The 17720-nt window shown below is 67.7% G+C and carries 15 protein-coding genes; 10 read left to right on the top strand and 5 right to left on the bottom strand.

The annotated features are described in order from the left end of the window. Positions 1-3: 3 nt before the first annotated feature. Complete coding sequence (locus MTY59_RS23520) at positions 4-462, bottom strand: peroxiredoxin (protein ID WP_221043283.1); 459 nt, start codon at positions 460-462, stop codon at positions 4-6. A 75-nt stretch (positions 463-537) separates the two neighbouring features. Here MTY59_RS23520 and MTY59_RS23515 point away from each other — a divergent pair, with 75 nt between their 5' ends. From MTY59_RS23515 to MTY59_RS27540, 10 genes are all read left to right on the top strand, one after another. Continuing rightward, positions 538-2076 carry an anthranilate synthase component I gene (locus MTY59_RS23515; protein ID WP_221043282.1) on the top strand — a complete coding sequence of 513 codons (1539 nt, stop codon included), beginning with the start codon at positions 538-540 and terminating at the stop codon, positions 2074-2076. Beyond that, positions 2069-2755 (top strand): TIGR02234 family membrane protein, encoded by a 687-nt coding sequence (locus tag MTY59_RS23510; protein ID WP_221043281.1) that lies wholly within the window; start codon positions 2069-2071, stop codon positions 2753-2755. The genes MTY59_RS23515 and MTY59_RS23510 overlap by 8 nt, the downstream gene beginning before the upstream one ends. Before the next feature lie 112 nt (positions 2756-2867). After that, complete coding sequence (gene trpC / locus MTY59_RS23505) at positions 2868-3686, top strand: indole-3-glycerol phosphate synthase TrpC (RefSeq protein ID WP_007776189.1); 819 nt, start codon at positions 2868-2870, stop codon at positions 3684-3686. Positions 3687-3759: 73 nt separating this feature from the next. Next, the gene (trpB, locus tag MTY59_RS23500; protein ID WP_221043280.1) at positions 3760-5019 is read left to right on the top strand and encodes a tryptophan synthase subunit beta; all 1260 of its coding nucleotides are present in this window, start codon (positions 3760-3762) and stop codon (positions 5017-5019) included. After that, on the top strand, positions 5016-5831 hold the full coding sequence (gene trpA, locus MTY59_RS23495; RefSeq protein WP_221043279.1) for a tryptophan synthase subunit alpha: 816 nt from the start codon (positions 5016-5018) through the stop codon (positions 5829-5831). The genes trpB and trpA overlap by 4 nt, the downstream gene beginning before the upstream one ends. Beyond that, positions 5828-7351 carry a prolipoprotein diacylglyceryl transferase gene (locus tag MTY59_RS23490; RefSeq protein WP_221043278.1) on the top strand — a complete coding sequence of 508 codons (1524 nt, stop codon included), beginning with the start codon at positions 5828-5830 and terminating at the stop codon, positions 7349-7351. Before trpA ends, MTY59_RS23490 begins: the two co-directional genes overlap by 4 nt. 164 nt (positions 7352-7515) lie before the next feature. After that, a complete protein-coding gene (locus tag MTY59_RS23485; protein ID WP_415822932.1) occupies positions 7516-7869 on the top strand; it encodes a DUF2752 domain-containing protein in 354 nt (117 codons plus the stop codon). A gap of 66 nt (positions 7870-7935) precedes the next feature. Further along, the gene (gene pyk, locus MTY59_RS23480) at positions 7936-9354 is read left to right on the top strand and encodes a pyruvate kinase (RefSeq protein WP_221043277.1); all 1419 of its coding nucleotides are present in this window, start codon (positions 7936-7938) and stop codon (positions 9352-9354) included. Between the two features lie 92 nt (positions 9355-9446). Then, entirely contained in the window at positions 9447-10295 is an 849-nt protein-coding gene (locus MTY59_RS23475; RefSeq protein ID WP_221046617.1) for an acyl-CoA thioesterase II, read from the top strand. Positions 10296-10439: 144 nt separating this feature from the next. Continuing rightward, on the top strand, positions 10440-11840 hold the full coding sequence (locus tag MTY59_RS27540; RefSeq protein ID WP_415822922.1) for a bifunctional lysylphosphatidylglycerol flippase/synthetase MprF: 1401 nt from the start codon (positions 10440-10442) through the stop codon (positions 11838-11840). On the opposite strand, the gene cydC is transcribed toward MTY59_RS27540, so the two are convergent. The 4 genes from cydC to MTY59_RS23450 form a co-directional block, all read right to left on the bottom strand. Continuing rightward, positions 11787-13496: a thiol reductant ABC exporter subunit CydC gene (cydC, locus tag MTY59_RS23465; RefSeq protein ID WP_415822923.1), complete on the bottom strand. Its 1710-nt coding sequence runs from the start codon at positions 13494-13496 to the stop codon at positions 11787-11789. The two genes, MTY59_RS27540 and cydC, sit on opposite strands and share 54 nt — an antisense overlap. Then, positions 13483-15096 carry a thiol reductant ABC exporter subunit CydD gene (gene cydD, locus MTY59_RS23460; RefSeq protein ID WP_221043275.1) on the bottom strand — a complete coding sequence of 538 codons (1614 nt, stop codon included), beginning with the start codon at positions 15094-15096 and terminating at the stop codon, positions 13483-13485. Before cydD ends, cydC begins: the two co-directional genes overlap by 14 nt. Positions 15097-15158: 62 nt before the next feature. Continuing rightward, the gene (gene cydB / locus MTY59_RS23455) at positions 15159-16199 is read right to left on the bottom strand and encodes a cytochrome d ubiquinol oxidase subunit II (RefSeq protein ID WP_221043274.1); all 1041 of its coding nucleotides are present in this window, start codon (positions 16197-16199) and stop codon (positions 15159-15161) included. Between the two features lie 35 nt (positions 16200-16234). Continuing rightward, positions 16235-17707: a cytochrome ubiquinol oxidase subunit I gene (locus MTY59_RS23450; protein ID WP_221043273.1), complete on the bottom strand. Its 1473-nt coding sequence runs from the start codon at positions 17705-17707 to the stop codon at positions 16235-16237. Between the last annotated feature and the right edge of the window lie 13 nt (positions 17708-17720).

Below are 17720 nucleotides of genomic sequence, written 5' to 3'. Positions count from 1 at the left end.
CGGTTACGCGCGAGCCCGCAGGGTCGCCAGTGCCTTGTCGGCGTGGCTGTCCATGTTGAACTCGCTGGAGATCACCTCGAGCACCGTGCGGTCGGTGTCGATGACGAACGTCGTGCGCTTGACCGGCATCAGCTTGCCGAGCAGGCCGCGCTTGACGCCGAACTGCGTGGCGACGGTGCCGTCGGGGTCCGACAGCAGCGGGTAGTCGAACTTCTGCAGGTCGGCGAACTTGGCCTGCTTCTGCACGGCGTCGGCGCTGATGCCCACCCGCCGGGCCCCCACCGCGGCGAATTCGGAGGCCAGGTCGCGGAAGTGGCACGCTTCCTTGGTGCAGCCGGGCGTCATCGCTGCCGGGTAGAAGAACAGCACCACCGGCCCGCCGGAAAGCAGTTCGCTGAGCTTGCGCGGCGTCCCGGTCTGATCGGGTAACTCGAAGTCCGCGACGGTGTCACCAGGTTTCATGGCGGACACGCTACGCCGCCGCCATCGTCGTCGGGCTGGCCCGAAGCGCAGCAACCCGTCTGGGAAGATGGTTTGGTGCACGCCCACCTCGCCGCGACGACCTCACGAGAGGATTTCCGCCAGCTGGCAGCCGAGCACCGCGTGGTTCCGGTGACCCGCAAGGTGCTGGCCGACAGCGAGACGCCGCTGTCGGCCTACCGCAAACTCGCCGCCAACCGCCCGGGCACCTTCCTGCTCGAGTCGGCCGAGCACGGCCGTTCCTGGTCGCGGTGGTCGTTCATCGGCGCCGGGGCGCCGTCGGCGCTGACGGTGCGCGACGGTGAGGCCGTCTGGCTGGGCGTGGTGCCACAGGATGCACCGACCGGGGGCGACCCGCTGCAGGCCCTCCGCGCCACGTGCGAGCTGCTGGCCACCGGCCCGCTCGACGGGCTGCCACCGCTGTCGGGCGGGATGGTCGGGTTCTTCGCCTACGACATGGTGCGGCGCCTGGAACGGCTGCCCGAGTTGGCCGTCGACGACCTGAAGCTGCCCGACATGTTGCTGCTGCTGGCCACCGATGTGGCGGCCGTCGATCACCACGAGGGCACCATCACGCTGATCGCCAACGCCGTGAACTGGAACGGGACCGACGAGCGGGTGGACGAGGCCTACGACGACGCGATCGCCCGCCTGGATGTGATGACGGCGGCGCTGGGCCAGCCGTTGTCGTCCACGGTCGGCACATTCGAGCGGCCCGAGCCGCGCTACCGCGCCCAGCGCAGCGTCGAGGAGTACGGAAAGATCGTCGACTACCTGGTCGACCAGATCGCCGCGGGGGAGGCCTTCCAGGTGGTGCCCTCGCAACGGTTCGAAATGGACACCCCCGTCGATCCGATCGACGTGTACCGGATGTTGCGGGTCACCAACCCAAGCCCCTACATGTATCTGATGCAGGTGCCGAATGACATTGGCGGAACTGACTTTTCGATCGTCGGCTCGAGTCCCGAGGCGCTGGTCACCGTGGCCGACGGCACCGCGACCACCCACCCGATCGCCGGCACCCGGTGGCGCGGGGACACCGAGGAAGAGGACCAGCTGCTGGAAAAGGAGCTGTTGGCCGACGACAAGGAACGCGCCGAGCACCTGATGCTCGTCGACCTGGGCCGCAACGATCTGGGCCGGGTCTGCGCGCCGGGCACCGTGCGCGTCGAGGACTACAGCCACATCGAACGCTATAGCCACGTCATGCACCTGGTGTCGACGGTGACCGGCATGCTCGAAGAGGGTCGCACCGCGCTGGACGCGGTGACGGCCTGCTTCCCGGCCGGCACGCTGTCGGGCGCACCGAAGGTCCGGGCCATGGAGCTCATCGAAGAAGTGGAGAAGACGCGCCGCGGCCTGTACGGCGGCGTGGTCGGCTACCTGGACTTCGCCGGCAATGCCGACTTCGCGATCGCCATCCGCACCGCCCTGATGCGCGACGGCACCGCCTACGTGCAATCCGGCGGTGGGGTCGTCGCGGACTCCAACGGCCCCTACGAGTACACCGAGGCGACCAACAAGGCCCGCGCCGTGCTGAGCGCGATCGCGGCCGCCGAGACGCTGACCGAACCCGGCCCAAGCGGCGATGAGTGAGGCCCGCGCGGACACCGGCCGGCCGAACAGCCGGTGGCTGATCCGGATCGCCCAGGCGGTGTTGGTGATCGCCGCCGGGACGTTGTGGGCGGCCTCGCGCCTGCCGTGGGTCGTCATCCGGTCGTTCGACGGGCTGGGGCCGCCCAAACAGGTGACCTTGGCCGGTGGGGCGTGGTCGACGGCGCTGCTGCCGTTGGCGTTGCTCCTGCTGGCCGCGGCCGTCGCCGCCATCGCCGTACGGGGTTGGCTGCTGCGCGCGCTGGCGGGCCTGCTGGCGGTGGTCAGCCTGGCGGTGGGGTACTTGGGGATCAGCCTTTGGGCGTTGCCCGACGTGGCGGTACGCGGCGCCGAGCTGGCGCACGTCTCGGTGATGTCGCTGGTGGGAAGCGAGCGGCGGTACTGGGGCGCGGGCGTCACGGTGGCCGCCGCGGCGTGCACGCTGATCGCCGCCGTCCTGCTCATGCGCTCCGCGTCCGACTCCGGGTCGGCCCGCTCGAGCGCAATAAAGTACGCGGCACCGGCGACGCGCCGGTCGATTGTGCGACGCGAAGAGGCCGACGGGGCGATGCTGGAGGAGCCGGAGACGCCGGGAATGTCGGAGCGGATGATCTGGGACGCGCTTGACGAGGGACGCGACCCGACCGATCGGCCGAACGAGTCTGACACCGAGGGTCGGTGACGGGCCGCAAGCCGCGGGCCGCTACCCTTCATTCACGTCGTCGCAATCGGCTGGGGACAACGCAGTGGCCGTGGGATGACAGCGGGCGACAGGGCGAAGGGAAACGACAGGCATGAGTCCGGCAACCGTGCTTGACTCCATCCTCGAGGGAGTCCGGGCCGACGTTGCCGCGCGCGAAGCGCTCATCAGCCTTTCCGAGATCAAGGCCGCCGCGGCGGCCGCACCGCCACCACGCGACGTGATGGCCGCCCTGCGCGAACCCGGAATCGGTGTCATCGCCGAGGTCAAGCGCGCCAGCCCGTCGGCGGGTTCGCTGGCGACCATTGCCGATCCGGCGAAACTGGCCAGGGCCTACGAAGACGGTGGCGCACGCATCATCAGCGTGTTGACCGAGGAGCGCCGCTTCCACGGCTCGCTCGACGACCTCGACGCGGTTCGCGCGGCCGTCTCGATACCGATTCTGCGCAAAGACTTTGTCGTGCAGCCCTATCAGATCCACGAGGCGCGCGCGCACGGCGCCGACATGTTGCTGCTCATCGTCGCGGCGCTGGAGCAGTCGGCGTTGGTGTCGATGCTGGACCGCACCGAATCGCTGGGCATGACGGCGCTCGTCGAGGTGCACACCGAGGAAGAAGCCGACCGGGCGCTCAAGGCCGGGGCCAACGTAATCGGCGTCAACGCCCGCGATCTGGCGACACTGGAGGTGGACCGGGATTGCTTCGCGCGCATCGCTCCCGGGCTGCCCAGCAACGTGATCAGGATCGCCGAATCCGGTGTGCGCGGTACGGGAGACCTGCTGGCCTACGCCGGTGCGGGCGCCGACGCCGTCCTGGTCGGCGAAGGCCTGGTCAAAAGTGGTGACCCGCGCGCCGCGGTTGCCGACCTGGTCACCGCGGGCACCCATCCGTCCTGTCCGAAACCGGCTCGCTAGTCACTACGTCACTCCAAAAGCCCCAGCGCTGAAACGTTGAACCCATGAGCCATCCCCGCGTAGAGACTTGGTGATGGTGAACCCGTCCCGCCCGGACCTTCCGCTCGCGAGCGCAGCCATCGCCGAACCCACCCGCCACGAACCCGATGCGGGTGGCCATTTCGGTGTGTACGGCGGCCGCTACGTCGCCGAGGCGTTGATGGCCGTGATCGAAGAGGTCACCGCGGCCTACGAGAAGGAACGTGTCAACCAGGATTTCCTGGACACGCTGGATTACCTGCAGGCGAACTACGCCGGCCGGCCTTCGCCCCTGTACGAGGCGCGCCGCCTGTCCGAACAAGCCGGCGCGCGCATCTTCCTCAAGCGAGAAGACCTGAACCACACCGGATCTCACAAGATCAACAACGTGCTCGGTCAGGCGTTGCTGGCCCAGCGGATGGGCAAGAAGCGGGTGATCGCCGAGACCGGGGCCGGTCAGCACGGCGTGGCGACCGCTACCGCGTGTGCCTTGCTCGGCCTGGAATGCGTGATCTACATGGGCGCGGTGGACACCGAGCGTCAGGCGCTCAACGTGGCGCGGATGCGCCTGCTGGGGGCGACGGTCGTCTCGGTGGAAAGCGGTTCCAAGACGCTCAAGGACGCCATCAACGAGGCGTTCCGGGATTGGGTTACCAACGCCGACAACACCTTCTATTGCTTCGGCACCGCGGCCGGCCCCCATCCCTTTCCCGCCATGGTGCGCGACTTTCAGCGCATCATCGGCCTCGAGGCGCGCGCCCAGATCCAGGCCCAGGCGGGCCGGTTGCCCGACGCCGTGGTGGCCTGCATCGGCGGCGGTTCCAACGCGATTGGGATCTTCCACCCGTTCATCGACGATCCGAATGTGCGGCTGGTCGGATTCGAGGCGGCCGGCGACGGTGTCGAAACCGGCAGGCACGCCGCGACCTTCAGTGGCGGCTCACCCGGTGCGTTTCAGGGATCGTACTCGTATCTGCTGCAGGACGAGGACGGACAGACCATCGAATCCCATTCCATCTCAGCGGGTCTCGACTATCCGGGAGTTGGTCCAGAACATGCGTATCTGCGCGAGACGGGCCGCGCGGAGTACCGGCCGATCACCGACTCCGAGGCGATGGATGCATTCCGTGTCCTGTGCCGCACGGAGGGGATCATCCCGGCCATCGAATCCGCGCACGCCGTCGCGGGTGCGCTGAAATTGGGTCCCGAGTTGGGGCACGGCGCGATCCTCGTGGTGAACCTGTCCGGGCGCGGTGACAAGGACGTCGAGACCGCCGCGAAGTGGTTCGGGCTGTTGGGATCCAGCGATCGATGACGGTCAAACACAGCGAAGCGGGCAAGCTCGAGTCGATTTTCGATGGCTGCCGCAAAGACAATCGCGCGGCGCTGATCGGATATCTGCCCACCGGTTACCCGGACGTGCCGACGTCGGTGAAGGGGATGACCGCACTGGTCGAATCGGGTTGCGACATCATCGAAGTCGGGGTTCCCTATTCGGACCCCGGCATGGACGGCCCGACCATCGCCAAGGCCACTGAGATCGCGCTGCACGGGGGAGTGCGCGTCCGGGACACCCTTGCCGCGGTCGAGGCGATCAGCGCGGCCGGTGGTCACGCCGTGGTGATGACCTACTGGAACCCGGTGCTGCGCTACGGGGTTGACGCGTTCGCCCGGGATCTGGCATCCGCCGGCGGCTTCGGCCTGATCACGCCGGATCTCATCCCCGAGGAAGCCGGGCAGTGGTTGGCGGCCTCCGAGGAGCACCGGTTGGACCGGATCTTTCTGGTGGCGCCGTCCTCGACGCCGCAGCGGTTGGCGATGACGGTCGACGCGTCGCGTGGATTCGTCTACGCGACCTCGACGATGGGCGTGACCGGGGCGCGCGACGTCGTGTCCAACGCGGCGCCCGAGTTGGTGAGCAGAGTCAAGGAGGTATCCGACATACCCGTCGGTGTCGGTCTGGGGGTGCGGTCGCGAGAGCAGGCCGCCCAGATCGGCAGCTACGCAGACGGTGTCATCGTCGGGTCCGCGCTGGTGTCGGCACTGGGGGACGGGGGGTTGACTGCATTGCGTGCACTGACTGAGGAACTCGCCGCCGGTGTTCGTCAGAGGGCGGCCGCCTCGTGACGAAGCTGCTGGCCTATTTCCCGAGCCCGCCGCAGGGCGTGTGGCACCTCGGCCCGCTGCCCATCCGGGCCTACGCGCTGTTCATCATCGCCGGCATCGTGGCCGCACTGCTGATCGGTGACCGGCGCTGGGAAGCCCGCGGCGGCGAGCGCGGCGTGATCTACGACATCGCGCTGTGGACGGTGCCGTTCGGCTTGATCGGTGGCCGGCTCTATCACTTGGCCACCGACTGGCGCACCTATTGGGGCCCCGGCGGTGCCGGACTCGGGGCGGCCGTACGGATCTGGGACGGCGGCTTGGGCATCTGGGGCGCGGTGGCGCTCGGCGGAGTCGGCGCCTGGATCGGCTGTCGCCGGCACGGGATTCCGCTTCCCGCCTTCGCCGACGCGCTGGCACCCGGAATCATTCTGGCGCAGGCCATCGGACGGTTCGGCAATTACTTCAACCAGGAGCTCTACGGCCGCGAGACCACGCTGCCGTGGGGCCTGCAGGTCTTCTATCGCCGAGACCCCTCGGGATACATCGACCCGCATTCGCTGGATGGCGTCTCGACGGGCCAGATCGCGTTCGTGGTGCAGCCGACGTTTCTCTACGAATTGATCTGGAATGTCCTGATTTTCGTCGCGCTGATCTATGCGGACCGACGCTTCACGTTGGGCCACGGCCGGCTGTTCGCCCTGTACGTGGCGGGCTACTGCGTGGGGCGGTTCTGTGTCGAATTGCTGCGCGACGACACCGCCACCCACATCGCCGGTATCCGGATCAACTCGTTCACATCGACTTTCGTGTTCATCGGGGCCGTGGTGTATCTGATGGCGGCGCCGAAGGGCCGCGAAGATCCCGAGAGCCTACGCGGCAACCAATACCTCGACGAGGAAGCGGCCGAGGCCGAACCGGTGGACGAGCCCGCCACGGTGACCGCAGCGACGACCACGGCGGGCGTTGTGGGTCTCGCGGCAGCCGATGCGCCGACCTCGTCGCTGGAGACGGCGGACGCCGACGAAACCACCGCGGCCGGTGCGGAAGCCGAAGAACCGGTAGCGGACTCGACGGAGGCCATCGAAGCGGAGCCCAGCGAGGCTGAGGTCGACGAGCCCGAAGCCGAGGAGCCCGAGGCCGAGGCCGAGCCTGAAGCCGAAGAGCCGGTAGCGGAATCGGAAGAGCCGGAAGCCGTGGCCGAGCCTGAAGAGGCCGAGCGCGAAAAGCCCGAAGTCGAAGAGCCTGAGACCGAAGAGTCGGAAGCCGAAAAGCCGGAATCGGAAGCCGAAGAGCCGGACGCGGAATCGGAAGAGCCCGAAGCGGAATCGGAAGAGCCCCAAGCCGACGAACCGGAAGCGATAGACGCCGACAAACCCGAAACCGGGGAATTGGAGGCCGCAACGGAAGACGAGCCGGCCGCCGAAACACCCGAACCCGACAAACCCGAATCCGAAACACCCGAACCCTCAACGAGCCCGACCCAGCCCGAAACCCGTCGGCGATGGGGCTCGCGACTCAGGAACCGGCTGTCGGGCCGCTGACCACCGGCGCCCGATTTCACCTGGCGGGGCGCAACGGATCTGGCATGCTGAACAGCGTGACCAACGCGAGGTCAGCGGGCTGGATGGGGCAACCGCATCCACCCGCGCAACCCGACCCGCACGGCCTGCGGCGTCACCGGTTCTCCATCGCAGCCGGGACCGGCGTGGCGCTGGGTGGCGCGCTCGGCTACGTCGCGCTGGCCGACCCGCACCGCCCGAGTTCGATCTATCCGGCCTGTCCGTTCAAATGGCTCACCGGCTGGAATTGCCCGTTTTGCGGCGGGCTGCGGATGACGCACGACGTGTTGCACGGCGACGTGATGGCCGGGATCCATGACAACGTCTTCCTGCTGGTGGGAATCCCGTTGCTGGCCGCATGGCTGCTGGTGCGCCGCGCCCGCGGCAAGGGAGCGCCGCCCAGGGCGGCGTTGCTGACGGTCGTGGTCGCGACGATCGCGTGGACGGTGCTGCGTAACCTGCCCGCCTTCCCGCTGTTTCCCAGTGTTCTTGGTGGGTAAGAGCACACTGCGCGGTGTCAGCTATGTGCGGGCTGTGGGGGTCACACACGACTATGCTGGGTCGCCGTGAGTAGACGCGGAAAGATCGTCTGCACCCTTGGCCCTGCGACCAATTCGGATGAGGCGATCCAGGCCCTGGTTGAGGCCGGAATGGACGTCGCGAGGCTGAACTTCAGCCACGGCGACTACTCCGATCACAAGGCCGCCTACGAGCGCGTCAGATCCGCTTCCGACGCCACAGGCCGCGCCGTCGGCGTGCTCGCCGACCTGCAGGGGCCCAAGATCAGGCTGGGGCGTTTCGCCACCGGCCCCACGTACTGGGCCGACGGTGAAACGGTGCGGATCACCGTCGCCGACTGCGAGGGCGACCACGACCGGGTGTCGACCACCTACAAGAGACTTGCCGAGGACGCCGTCGTCGGTGACCGGGTCCTGGTCGACGACGGCCTAATCGGGCTGGTTGTCGACGTCATCGAGGGCGACGACGTGATCTGCACCGTCACCGAAGGTGGCCCGGTCAGCAACAACAAAGGCATGTCGCTGCCCGGGATGAACGTGTCCGCACCGGCCTTGTCGGAGAAGGACATCGACGACCTCAGCTTCGCTCTTGAACTCGGCGTCGACCTGGTAGCGCTCTCTTTCGTGCGTTCGCCCTCCGACGTCGAGTTGGTGCACGAGGTGATGGACCGGGTCGGCCGGCGGGTGCCCGTGATCGCGAAGCTGGAGAAGCCGGAAGCCGTCGACAATCTCGAAGCCATCGTGCTGGCGTTCGACGCGATCATGGTGGCCCGTGGCGACCTGGGCGTCGAGCTGCCGCTGGAAGAGGTGCCGCTGGTGCAGAAGCGGGCCATCCAGATGGCCCGGGAGAACGCCAAGCCCGTCATCGTGGCCACCCAGATGCTCGATTCGATGATCGAGAACTCGCGGCCGACCCGGGCCGAGGCCTCCGACGTGGCGAATGCTGTGCTCGACGGCGCCGACGCGGTGATGCTGTCCGGGGAGACCTCGGTCGGGAAGTATCCGCTGGCCGCGGTCCGCACGATGGCGCGGATCATCTGCGCGGTGGAGGAGAACTCTACGGCCGCTCCGCCGCTGACGCACGTGCCCCGCACCAAACGCGGCGTGATCTCCTACGCGGCCCGTGACATCGGCGAGCGGCTCGATGCCAAGGCGCTCGTCGCCTTCACCCAGTCCGGCGACACGGTCAAGCGCCTCGCGCGCCTGCATACCCCGCTGCCGCTGCTCGCCTTCACCGCGTGGCCCGAGGTGCGTAGCCAGTTGGCCATGACCTGGGGCACCGAAACGTTCATCGTCCCGATGATGACCTCCACGGACGGCATGATCCGCCAGGTCGACAAGTCGCTCCTGGGGCTGGGTCGCTACAAGCGTGGCGACCTGGTGGTCATCGTCGCTGGCGCGCCACCTGGCACAGTAGGGTCAACCAACCTCATCCATGTGCACCGGATCGGGGAGGACGACGTCTAACTAGAGGAGAGCGTGTGCCGGCCGGCTGTGAGTCTCAAGAGCCGAATGCGGTTGACGAAGCCGCGACAGAGACCCATCCGGACTTCGAGGAACTGCTGGCGACACTCGACCTCCACCGCGTCGACGACGACCTGTTCATCGGCTCGCATCCCAGCAAGAACCCCATGCGGACCTTTGGCGGTCAGCTCATGTCGCAGTCGTTCGTCGCGAGCAGCCGCAGCCTGGTTCGCGACGACCTGCCGCCGGGCGCGCTGTCGGTGCACTTCATCAACGGGGGAGACACCGCCAAGGACATCGAATTCCGCGTGACGCGGCTGCGCGACGAGCGCCGCTTCGCCAATCGGCGCGTCGATGCGATGCAGGACGGCACGCTGCTGTCTACGGCCCTGGTCTCCTACATGGCCGGCGGCCGCGGCCTGGAACACGGCATCGAGCCGCCGGAGGTGGCCGAGCCGCACACGCAGCCGACCATCGGTGAACTCCTGCGTGGCTACGAAGAAACCGTCCCGCACTTCGTCAACGCCCTGCAGCCCATCGAGTGGCGTTACACCAACGACCCCGCGTGGGTGATGCGCACGAAGGGTGATCGGCTCCCGCACAATCGGGTCTGGGTCAAGGCTTTGGGGGAAGTTCCCGACGACCCCGTATTGCACACGGCAACAATGGTGTATTCGTCGGACACCACGGTGTTGGACTCGGTCATCACTACGCACGGCCTTTCCTGGGGATTCGACCGCATATTCGCCGCCTCGGCGAATCATTCCATTTGGTTTCACCGGCAGGTCAACTTCAACGACTGGGTGTTGTACTCCACATCGTCGCCGGTGGCAGCCGATTCGCGGGGACTCGGCACCGGGCACTTCTTCGACCGATCCGGGCAACCGCTCGCCACGGTGGTGCAAGAAGGCGTGCTGAAATACTTCCCATCTTCCGGCCGATAAAACGTGACCTAATAGCTGCGGAATCTCCGCGCGAATTCGGGCCCTAAATGGCCCTGATCGGGCGTAGCTTTGACGTAGTCGGGTAGTCGGTGCAGAGGCGGTAATCAACCCGCCCAGCTGGTGTCAGCGCATCGGGAGGTGAGTGTGAACGGCCCAGTGGTGGACGTCACGGTAGCAAGACCCCGCGTGCGCGAACGCGTTGTCGTGTCGGTCGATTCGCTCGCGGCCCGCTTGATCGGCGCGTTGGCGCTGTTCGGCGCGGCGTGCTGGCTCATCGAGATCCTCGCTCGGCACCATAGCCATCCAAGCTGGAACTACACCGACCGGTTGGCCTGGTCGCTGACGGTGCTGGTGGCGGTGGCCTGGATGGCTCGCGGCATCTTTCTCGGCCGGCCCGTGACGACCATGCACGCCGCCGCGGCCGCCTTCTTCGTCCTGGCCGGACTGGGACTGCATGTGCTGTCGTTCGATTTGCTCGGTGACCTGGTGATCGCCAGCTCCGGCATTGTGTTGATGTGGCCGACGACCTCGTATCCGCGGCCCGGTGACCTGCCCCGCGTGTGGAGGCTGATCAACGCCACCGGCGGCGACGCGCTCGCCCCGTTCACCATGCAGACCGGCAAGAGCTATCACTTCACCGCCGACGGCACGGCGGCGCTGGCCTACCGGACGCGGATGGGAATCGCCGCGGTCAGCGGTGACCCGATCGGCGACGAGGCCCACTTCCCGGAACTGGTCGCGGATTTCGCCGCCACCTGCCATACCCACGGATGGCGCATCGCCGTGGTGGGGTGCGGCGAGCGGCGGCTGGGCCTGTGGACCGATTCGACGGTGTTGGGACAATCGTTGCGGCCCATACCGATTGGCCGCGATGTGGTGGTCGACGTGTCCGGCTTCGACATGGTGGGCCGCAAATTCCGCAATCTGCGTCAGGCGGTGAAGCGCACCCACAATTGCGGTGTGACAACAGAAATCGTGTCGGAGCAGGAACTCGACGACAAGCTGCTGGCCGAGCTGACCGAGGTGGTGCGCGAGTCATCCAAGGGAGCCCACGCCGATCGCGGATTCCACATGAACCTCGACGGCGTGCTGGAGGGCCGGTTCCCGGGGATCCAGCTCATCATCGCCCGGGACAACGCGGGCACGGTGCAGGCATTCCACCGGTACGCCACGGCCGGTGAGGGCAGCGACATCACGCTTGATGTGCCGTGGCGCCGGCGCAGTGCCCCCAACGGTCTCGACGAGCGGCTGAGCGTCGACATGATCATGGCCGGAAAAGAGACTGGGGCGCAGCGGGTATCGCTCGCCTTTGCCGCGTTCCCGGAGATTTTCGACGACAAAAACCGCGGCTGGACGCAGCGCGTCTTCTACCGGTTGATCCACGTTCTCGATCCGTTGATCGCCCTTGAGTCGTTGTACCGCTATGTGCGCAAGTGGCACGCGCTGGATGCCCGGCGCTACGCGCTGATCTCCATGACGCAGATCGTCCCGCTACTGTTCGTGCTGCTGTCGCTGGAATTCATGCCGCGCCGGCGACACCTCTGAGTCCGCCCGCGTCACGTCGTCATCGACGCGTAGTTGCCGACAGGCCAGCCCCTCCGGCAGGTGGTGAGTCGCCACCACCACCGTCCGCTGTGCGGACATCAACCGCGAATCCGGGGCCAACAGGTCGCGGAGAACCCGTTCTGCGTCTGTGACGTCGAGGTGTTCGGTGGGCTCGTCGAGCAGCACGACTGGCATGGGCGAGATCACCGCTCGCGCCAGCAATAGCCTTCGGCGCTGGCCGGCCGAAAGGGCCTGCGCCCCACCGGTGAGCACAGTGGACAACCCGCCTGGCAGACCGGCGAGCCAGGTGCCCAGGCTGACCGCGCCCAGTGCTGCAACCAATTCCTCGTCAGGGCAGTCTCCGCAGGCGACCAACAGGTTGTCGCGGATGGTGGTGGCGAAGATATGGGCGTCCTCGGCGAAAAACCCGATCGCGCTGCGCAAGTCGGCCTCGCCGAACTCGTTCATGGCGGTACCGTCCAGCGTCACCCGCCCGTCCAGGGGCGGCAGCAGACCGGCGAGTGTCATCAACAACGTCGTCTTGCCGGAACCGCTGGGGCCGGTGACGGCCAGCCGCGCTCCCGGCGGCAGATCCACCGCTATCCGGGTCGAGCGTGCCGCGCCCTCATGACCGGAACGCATGTCGGCCGACAACCGTCCGGTGCCGACGGGTGTGGGTACGCTCGCCGTCGCAATCTCGGGCCCCGGGGGGCTCAGTTCGAGCAGGCGGCGCGCGGCGATCCGCGACCGCGTCAGTTGGACCGCGGCGGCCGGTAACGGCGTCATCGCCTCGAAGGCGGACAGCGGCAGCAGCATCAGCACGGCCAGTGTGGTGGGCGCGACCGCGTGGGCCAACCCGATCCCGCACACCACCGCGCCTAGCACGCTCGCCCCGATCGCGGCGGTGGGCATCGCCTCGGCAATGGCCGCCGGTTCGGCGGCGGCGTCCAGGGCATCGCCCCAAGCGCGTTGCCGGCGTTGCGATTCGGCGATGACGTCGGGTAGCAGGCCGGCGACCCGAAGCTCGGGGGCATGTTCGAGGGCGACCATTGCCGACGTGTCGCGTTCGGAATGATGCTGCCGCGCAACGCCTTCCTGGGCTGCGGCGGCGCGGCCGGCGATCCGGGGCGCGACCAAGCCGGCGATCAGCAGGCAGGCCGCCAGCACCACCGCCGCAGCCGGTGAAATGGCCGCGACGACTGCGGTTGCCGCCAGCGCCAGCACGACCGCGACCGCGATCGGCACCAGGGCGCGCACCAGGACGTTGGCCAGCTCGTCGACGTCAGCACCCACCCGCGTCACCAGTTCACCGCTGTGCAGCCGGACGGCGGCCGCCGCCGGTCCGCGCGCGAGCCGCTGGTATATCTGGACGCGCGCGGTGCCGGCCGCGCGCAGGGCCGTGTCGTGAGTGGCCAGTCGCTCGCAGTAGTGCAGCACCGCCCGCGAGATCGCGAACATCCGAACCGCGACCGCGGCCACCGACAGGTCCAGCACGGGCGGCATCTGCCAGGCCCGCGTGATCAGCCATGCCGAAACACCGGCCAGGGCCAGCGCACTACCCAGCGAGAGCGCCCCGAGCGCGACCGCTGCCAGAACACGAGGCAGCCGCGGGCGCAACAGCGTCAAAGCGTCGATGAGCGGATCAGGCCGGCGCATAACGCACCCCCCGGTCGGCGACGACTTCGACGACCTGGTCGCCAATGGCCACCACCGGCGCACGATGGCCGACGACGATCACGGTCGCACCGGCGCGGGCCCGCTCGACGATCGCCCGCAAGACACCTTCCTCGGTGGCCGTGTCCAGGTGCGCGGTCGGCTCGTCGAGCAACAGCACGGGGGCCGTCGAGCCGAGCGCACGGGCCAGACCCAGCCGTTGCCGCTGCCCCAACGACAGCCCGACACCGCCGCGCCCGAGCACGGTGCCGCCCCCATCTGGCAGCTCCGCCAGCACCGCGTCGAATCCGGAATCGGCACAAGCCTTCTCGATGTCGCGCAATTCTCCGAGCAGCTTCAGGTTGTCGTCGACCGTGCCCGGCACGAGTACCGGCCGCTGGGGGAGCCAGGACAGCTGCGCCCACCAGGCGGCCGGTTGCAGGTCGGCGACGTCGACACCGTCCACGACGACCCGGCCCGACGAGGGCACGCTGATGCCGGCGATCACCTGCAGGGTGGTGCTCTTGCCGGCGCCGTTGTGCCCGGTCAGCACCGTCACCGAGCCGGGTTCGATGACCGCGCTCAGGTCGTGCGGTGCCCGGCCGTCGCGGCCGTCGACGGTCAGGTGGTCGAGGCGGATCCGCGCGCCGCGCGCGGTGACCGTCTCAGCCCCGGCCTTCGACGCCGCCGGCTCGCCGATGAGGGCGAACGCGGCACCGGCGGCGGCCCTGCCGTCTTGCGCGGCATGGAATTCCACTCCGATGCGGCGCAGCGGCCAGTACACGTCCGGCGCCAGCAACAGGACGGTCAAACCGGTGGTCAAAGTCATCTCGCCGAACACCAGTCGAAGGCCTATTCCGACGGCGATCAGCGCCACCCCGAGGGTGGCCAGCAGCTCGAGCACCAGGGCCGAAAGGAACGCGATCCGCAGCGTCGCCATGGCCGAGCGGCGGTGCGCCGCGGCCAGTTCGGCGATGCGGTGGTCGGGACCCGAGCTGCGGCCCAGCGCCCGCAGGGTGGGGATGCCGGCGATCAGGTCCAGCAACCGGGCCTGCAGCGTGGTCATCGCGGCCAGCGCCGCGGCCGACCGGTCGGCGGTCGCCAGCCCGATCAACACCATGAAGATCGGGATCAGGGGCAGCGTGATCGCCACGACTACCGCCGATTTCAGGTCGTAGGCCGCGACCACGGCGACGGTGGCCGGTGTCAGGATCGCGGCGAGCATCAACGTGGGCAGGTAACCGATGAAGTAGGGGCGTAAGCCATCCAGCCCGCGGGTGACCACGACGGCCGCGGTGTCGCGTTGCGTCGCCAGTTCGCTGGGTTGCCTGGCGGTCACCCCGGCGAGCACCTGGCCGGACAGATCGGCGATGACCGCGCTGGCTCCTCGTTGCCCCAGCCGGGCCTGAAGCCAATGCGTCACCGCGCGGACCACCCACAGCGCCAACAGGATTGACAGCGGACCCAGCCAGACGTGCAGTCCCCGGGCGGCGGGCTGGCCGACGACGCCGGCGACAATGCGCGCCAAGACGATCGCCGATCCGATCGCGCAGCCGGAGATAAGCACACCGCAGCCCACCACGGCGAGCAGGTAGCGGCGCACCGCCGCCGACGCTCGCCACAGTCTCGGGTCTAGCGGCGCCCGGCTGGCACGGTCCGTACCGCTCAGGACGGGCGCCTTGCCAGCCCGATCGGCGCGGGTAACCGGTCAGCCGAGATCCGTTGCCGGAAAATCCAATACGACCAGGCTTGGTAGATGACCGTCAGCGGGGCCATGAACGCCGTCACCCATGTCATGACTTTGAGGGTGTAGTGGGTGGAAGAGCCGTTGTAGATGGTCAGGCTCCACTGCTTGTTCAGCGTCGAGGGCACCAAGTTCGGATACAGCGAGCCGAATAGCAGGATCACCACGGCCGCGACCACCAGCGCGACGCAGGTGAACGACCAGCCGTCGGACGCCCGGCGCCACACCAGTAGCACCGCCGCCAGTTGCGCCAGCACCGCCACGGCCAGCACCAGCCAGGTCCAATCCTTGCCGTGAGCCAGTTGCGTCCAAAGTCCAAATGCCGCAACCAGTGCGGTCACCGGAATCGACAGCCAGACGCCGAACCGGTACGCATCCTCGCGGATGGCGCCGGAGGTCTTCAACGCGACGAATGTCGCTCCGTAGAACAAGAACAGCCCGGCGGTGGCCAATCCGCCCAGCAGCGTGTAGGCGTTGAGCACATCGGTGATCGAGAGGTGAATGTGGCCGTCGGCCTCGACCGGGAGTCCGCGCACCAGGATGGCGAATGCGACGCCCCACAAGACGGCCGGTAGCCACGATCCGGCCGCGATGGCGACGTCGGCCCAGCCGCGCCATTTGGTGTCATCGATCTTGCCGCGCCACTCGATCGCCACGGCGCGCACGATCATGCCGAAAAGGATCGCCAGCAGCGGCAGGTACAGCGTGGAGAACACGGTGGCGTACCAGGCGGGGAAGGCGGCGAACATCGCGGCGCCGCCGACGATCAGCCAGACCTCGTTGCCGTCCCACACCGGTCCGATGGTGTTGAGCGCCGTGCGGCGCAGCGGTTCGGCTTCGCCGACGCCGACGCGGGCGAACGGCTCCATCAACATGCCCACGCCGAAGTCGAAGCCCTCGAGGATGAAGAATCCCAGGAACAGCACCCCGATGATGCCGAACCACACTTCCTGCAGTCCCACCGTCGCAACTCCTTTCGGCGTCGGGTAAGCCCTCGTCAGTACGCGAAGGACAGAGGTGCCACCTCGTCATCGCTGGGTGCTTGTGGGGGAGCGGGTTCCGCGTCGTGTTCCAGCGGCCCTTCGACGGTGTAGCGCTTGAGCAGGAAGAACCAGAGGACCGCGAGCACCGCGTAGACGAGGGTGAAGGTCACCAGGGAGGTGATGACCATGCCGGGCACGTGATTGGACACCCCTGCGCGGACGGTCATCCGAATCGATTGGTCCCCGCTGGGATTGGGCGCCACCACCCAGGGCTGTCGGCCCATCTCGGTGAACACCCACCCGGAGATGTTGGCCAGAAACGGCGTCGGGATGGTGAGCAGGGCGAACCAGGACATCCAGCGGCGCTTGGGTGTTCGCCCGCCGCGGGTGACCCACAGCACGGTCAGTGCGAACAACACCGGGATAGCCAGGAATCCGATCATCGCCCGGAAGGACCAGTAGGTGACGAACAGGTTCGGCCGGTAGTCGTCGGGTCCGAAGCGCTGCTGGTACTCCTGCTGCAACTCGTCCACCCCGCCCAGCGTCACGCCGCTGAACTTGCCCTCGGCTAGGAACGGCAGCACGTAGTGCACCTTGATGACCTCGGCGACACTGCCGCAGTTGTTGTGGGTTCCGATCGTCAGCACCGAGAAGTCGGGGTCGGTCTGCGTGTGGCACAACCCCTCCGCCGATGCCATCTTCATCGGCTGCTGGACGAACATTAGCTTGCCCTGCCGGTCACCGGTGAAGAACAGGCCAACGGTGGCGAGCAGCACCACCCCGCAGCCCAGGATGGCCGCCGGGCGAAACATGGTGCGGGCCTCGGTTTGTGATTCGGGCGTGGTGGACCCCTGCTTGTGTGAGCGCACCATCCACCATGTGCTGACGGCGGCGACGAAGGTGCCCGCAACCAGGAGCGCCCCTGTCACAGTGTGTGAAAACGCCGCTTGCGCAGTGTTATTGGACAGCAGGGCGAAGATGTCGTCCAGCTCGGCGCGTCGCGTCGACGGGTTGTAGTGCGCGCCGACCGGGTGCTGCATGAACGAGTTCGCCGCGATGATGAAGAACGCCGACGCGTTGACGCCGAACGCGACGATCCAGATGCAAGCCAGGTGGATCAGCTTGGGCAGCCGGCTCCAGCCGAAGATCCACAACCCGATGAAGGTGGACTCGAAGAAGAAGGCGAACAACCCCTCCATCGCCAGTGGCGCACCGAAGATGTCGCCGACGAACTTCGAGTACTCCGACCAGTTCATGCCGAACTGAAATTCTTGGACGATCCCGGTCGCCACGCCGATGGCGAAGTTGATCAGGAACAGCTTGCCGAAGAACTTGGTCAGCCGGTACCAGGCGGTGTTACCGGTGGCCACCCACACCGTCTGCATGATGGCGATCAGCGGCGCCAAACCGATGGTGAGCGGCACGAAGATGAAGTGGTAGACGGTTGTGATACCGAACTGCCACCGCGAAATATCGACGACATTCATCTGTCATCTCCCG

It is taken from the genome of Mycobacterium senriense (assembly GCF_019668465.1).
GTDB lineage: Bacteria > Actinomycetota > Actinomycetes > Mycobacteriales > Mycobacteriaceae > Mycobacterium > Mycobacterium senriense.
Note: the sequence above shows the minus strand (reverse complement) of the source record. Positions and strands in the feature narration are given on the sequence as shown.

What these genes read in the sequence shown, in the direction of transcription:
- MTY59_RS23520 (WP_221043283.1), bottom strand. Translation starts at nt 462, where the DNA reads ATGAAACCTGGTGACACCGTCGCGGACTTCGAGTTACCCGATCAGACC.
- MTY59_RS23510 (WP_221043281.1), top strand. Translation starts at nt 2,069, where the DNA reads ATGAGTGAGGCCCGCGCGGACACCGGCCGGCCGAACAGCCGGTGGCTG.
- trpC (WP_007776189.1), top strand. Translation starts at nt 2,868, where the DNA reads ATGAGTCCGGCAACCGTGCTTGACTCCATCCTCGAGGGAGTCCGGGCC.
- trpB (WP_221043280.1), top strand. Translation starts at nt 3,760, where the DNA reads ATGGTGAACCCGTCCCGCCCGGACCTTCCGCTCGCGAGCGCAGCCATC.
- trpA (WP_221043279.1), top strand. Translation starts at nt 5,016, where the DNA reads ATGACGGTCAAACACAGCGAAGCGGGCAAGCTCGAGTCGATTTTCGAT.
- cydC (WP_415822923.1), bottom strand. Translation starts at nt 13,496, where the DNA reads ATGCGCCGGCCTGATCCGCTCATCGACGCTTTGACGCTGTTGCGCCCG.
- MTY59_RS23450 (WP_221043273.1), bottom strand. Translation starts at nt 17,707, where the DNA reads ATGAATGTCGTCGATATTTCGCGGTGGCAGTTCGGTATCACAACCGTC.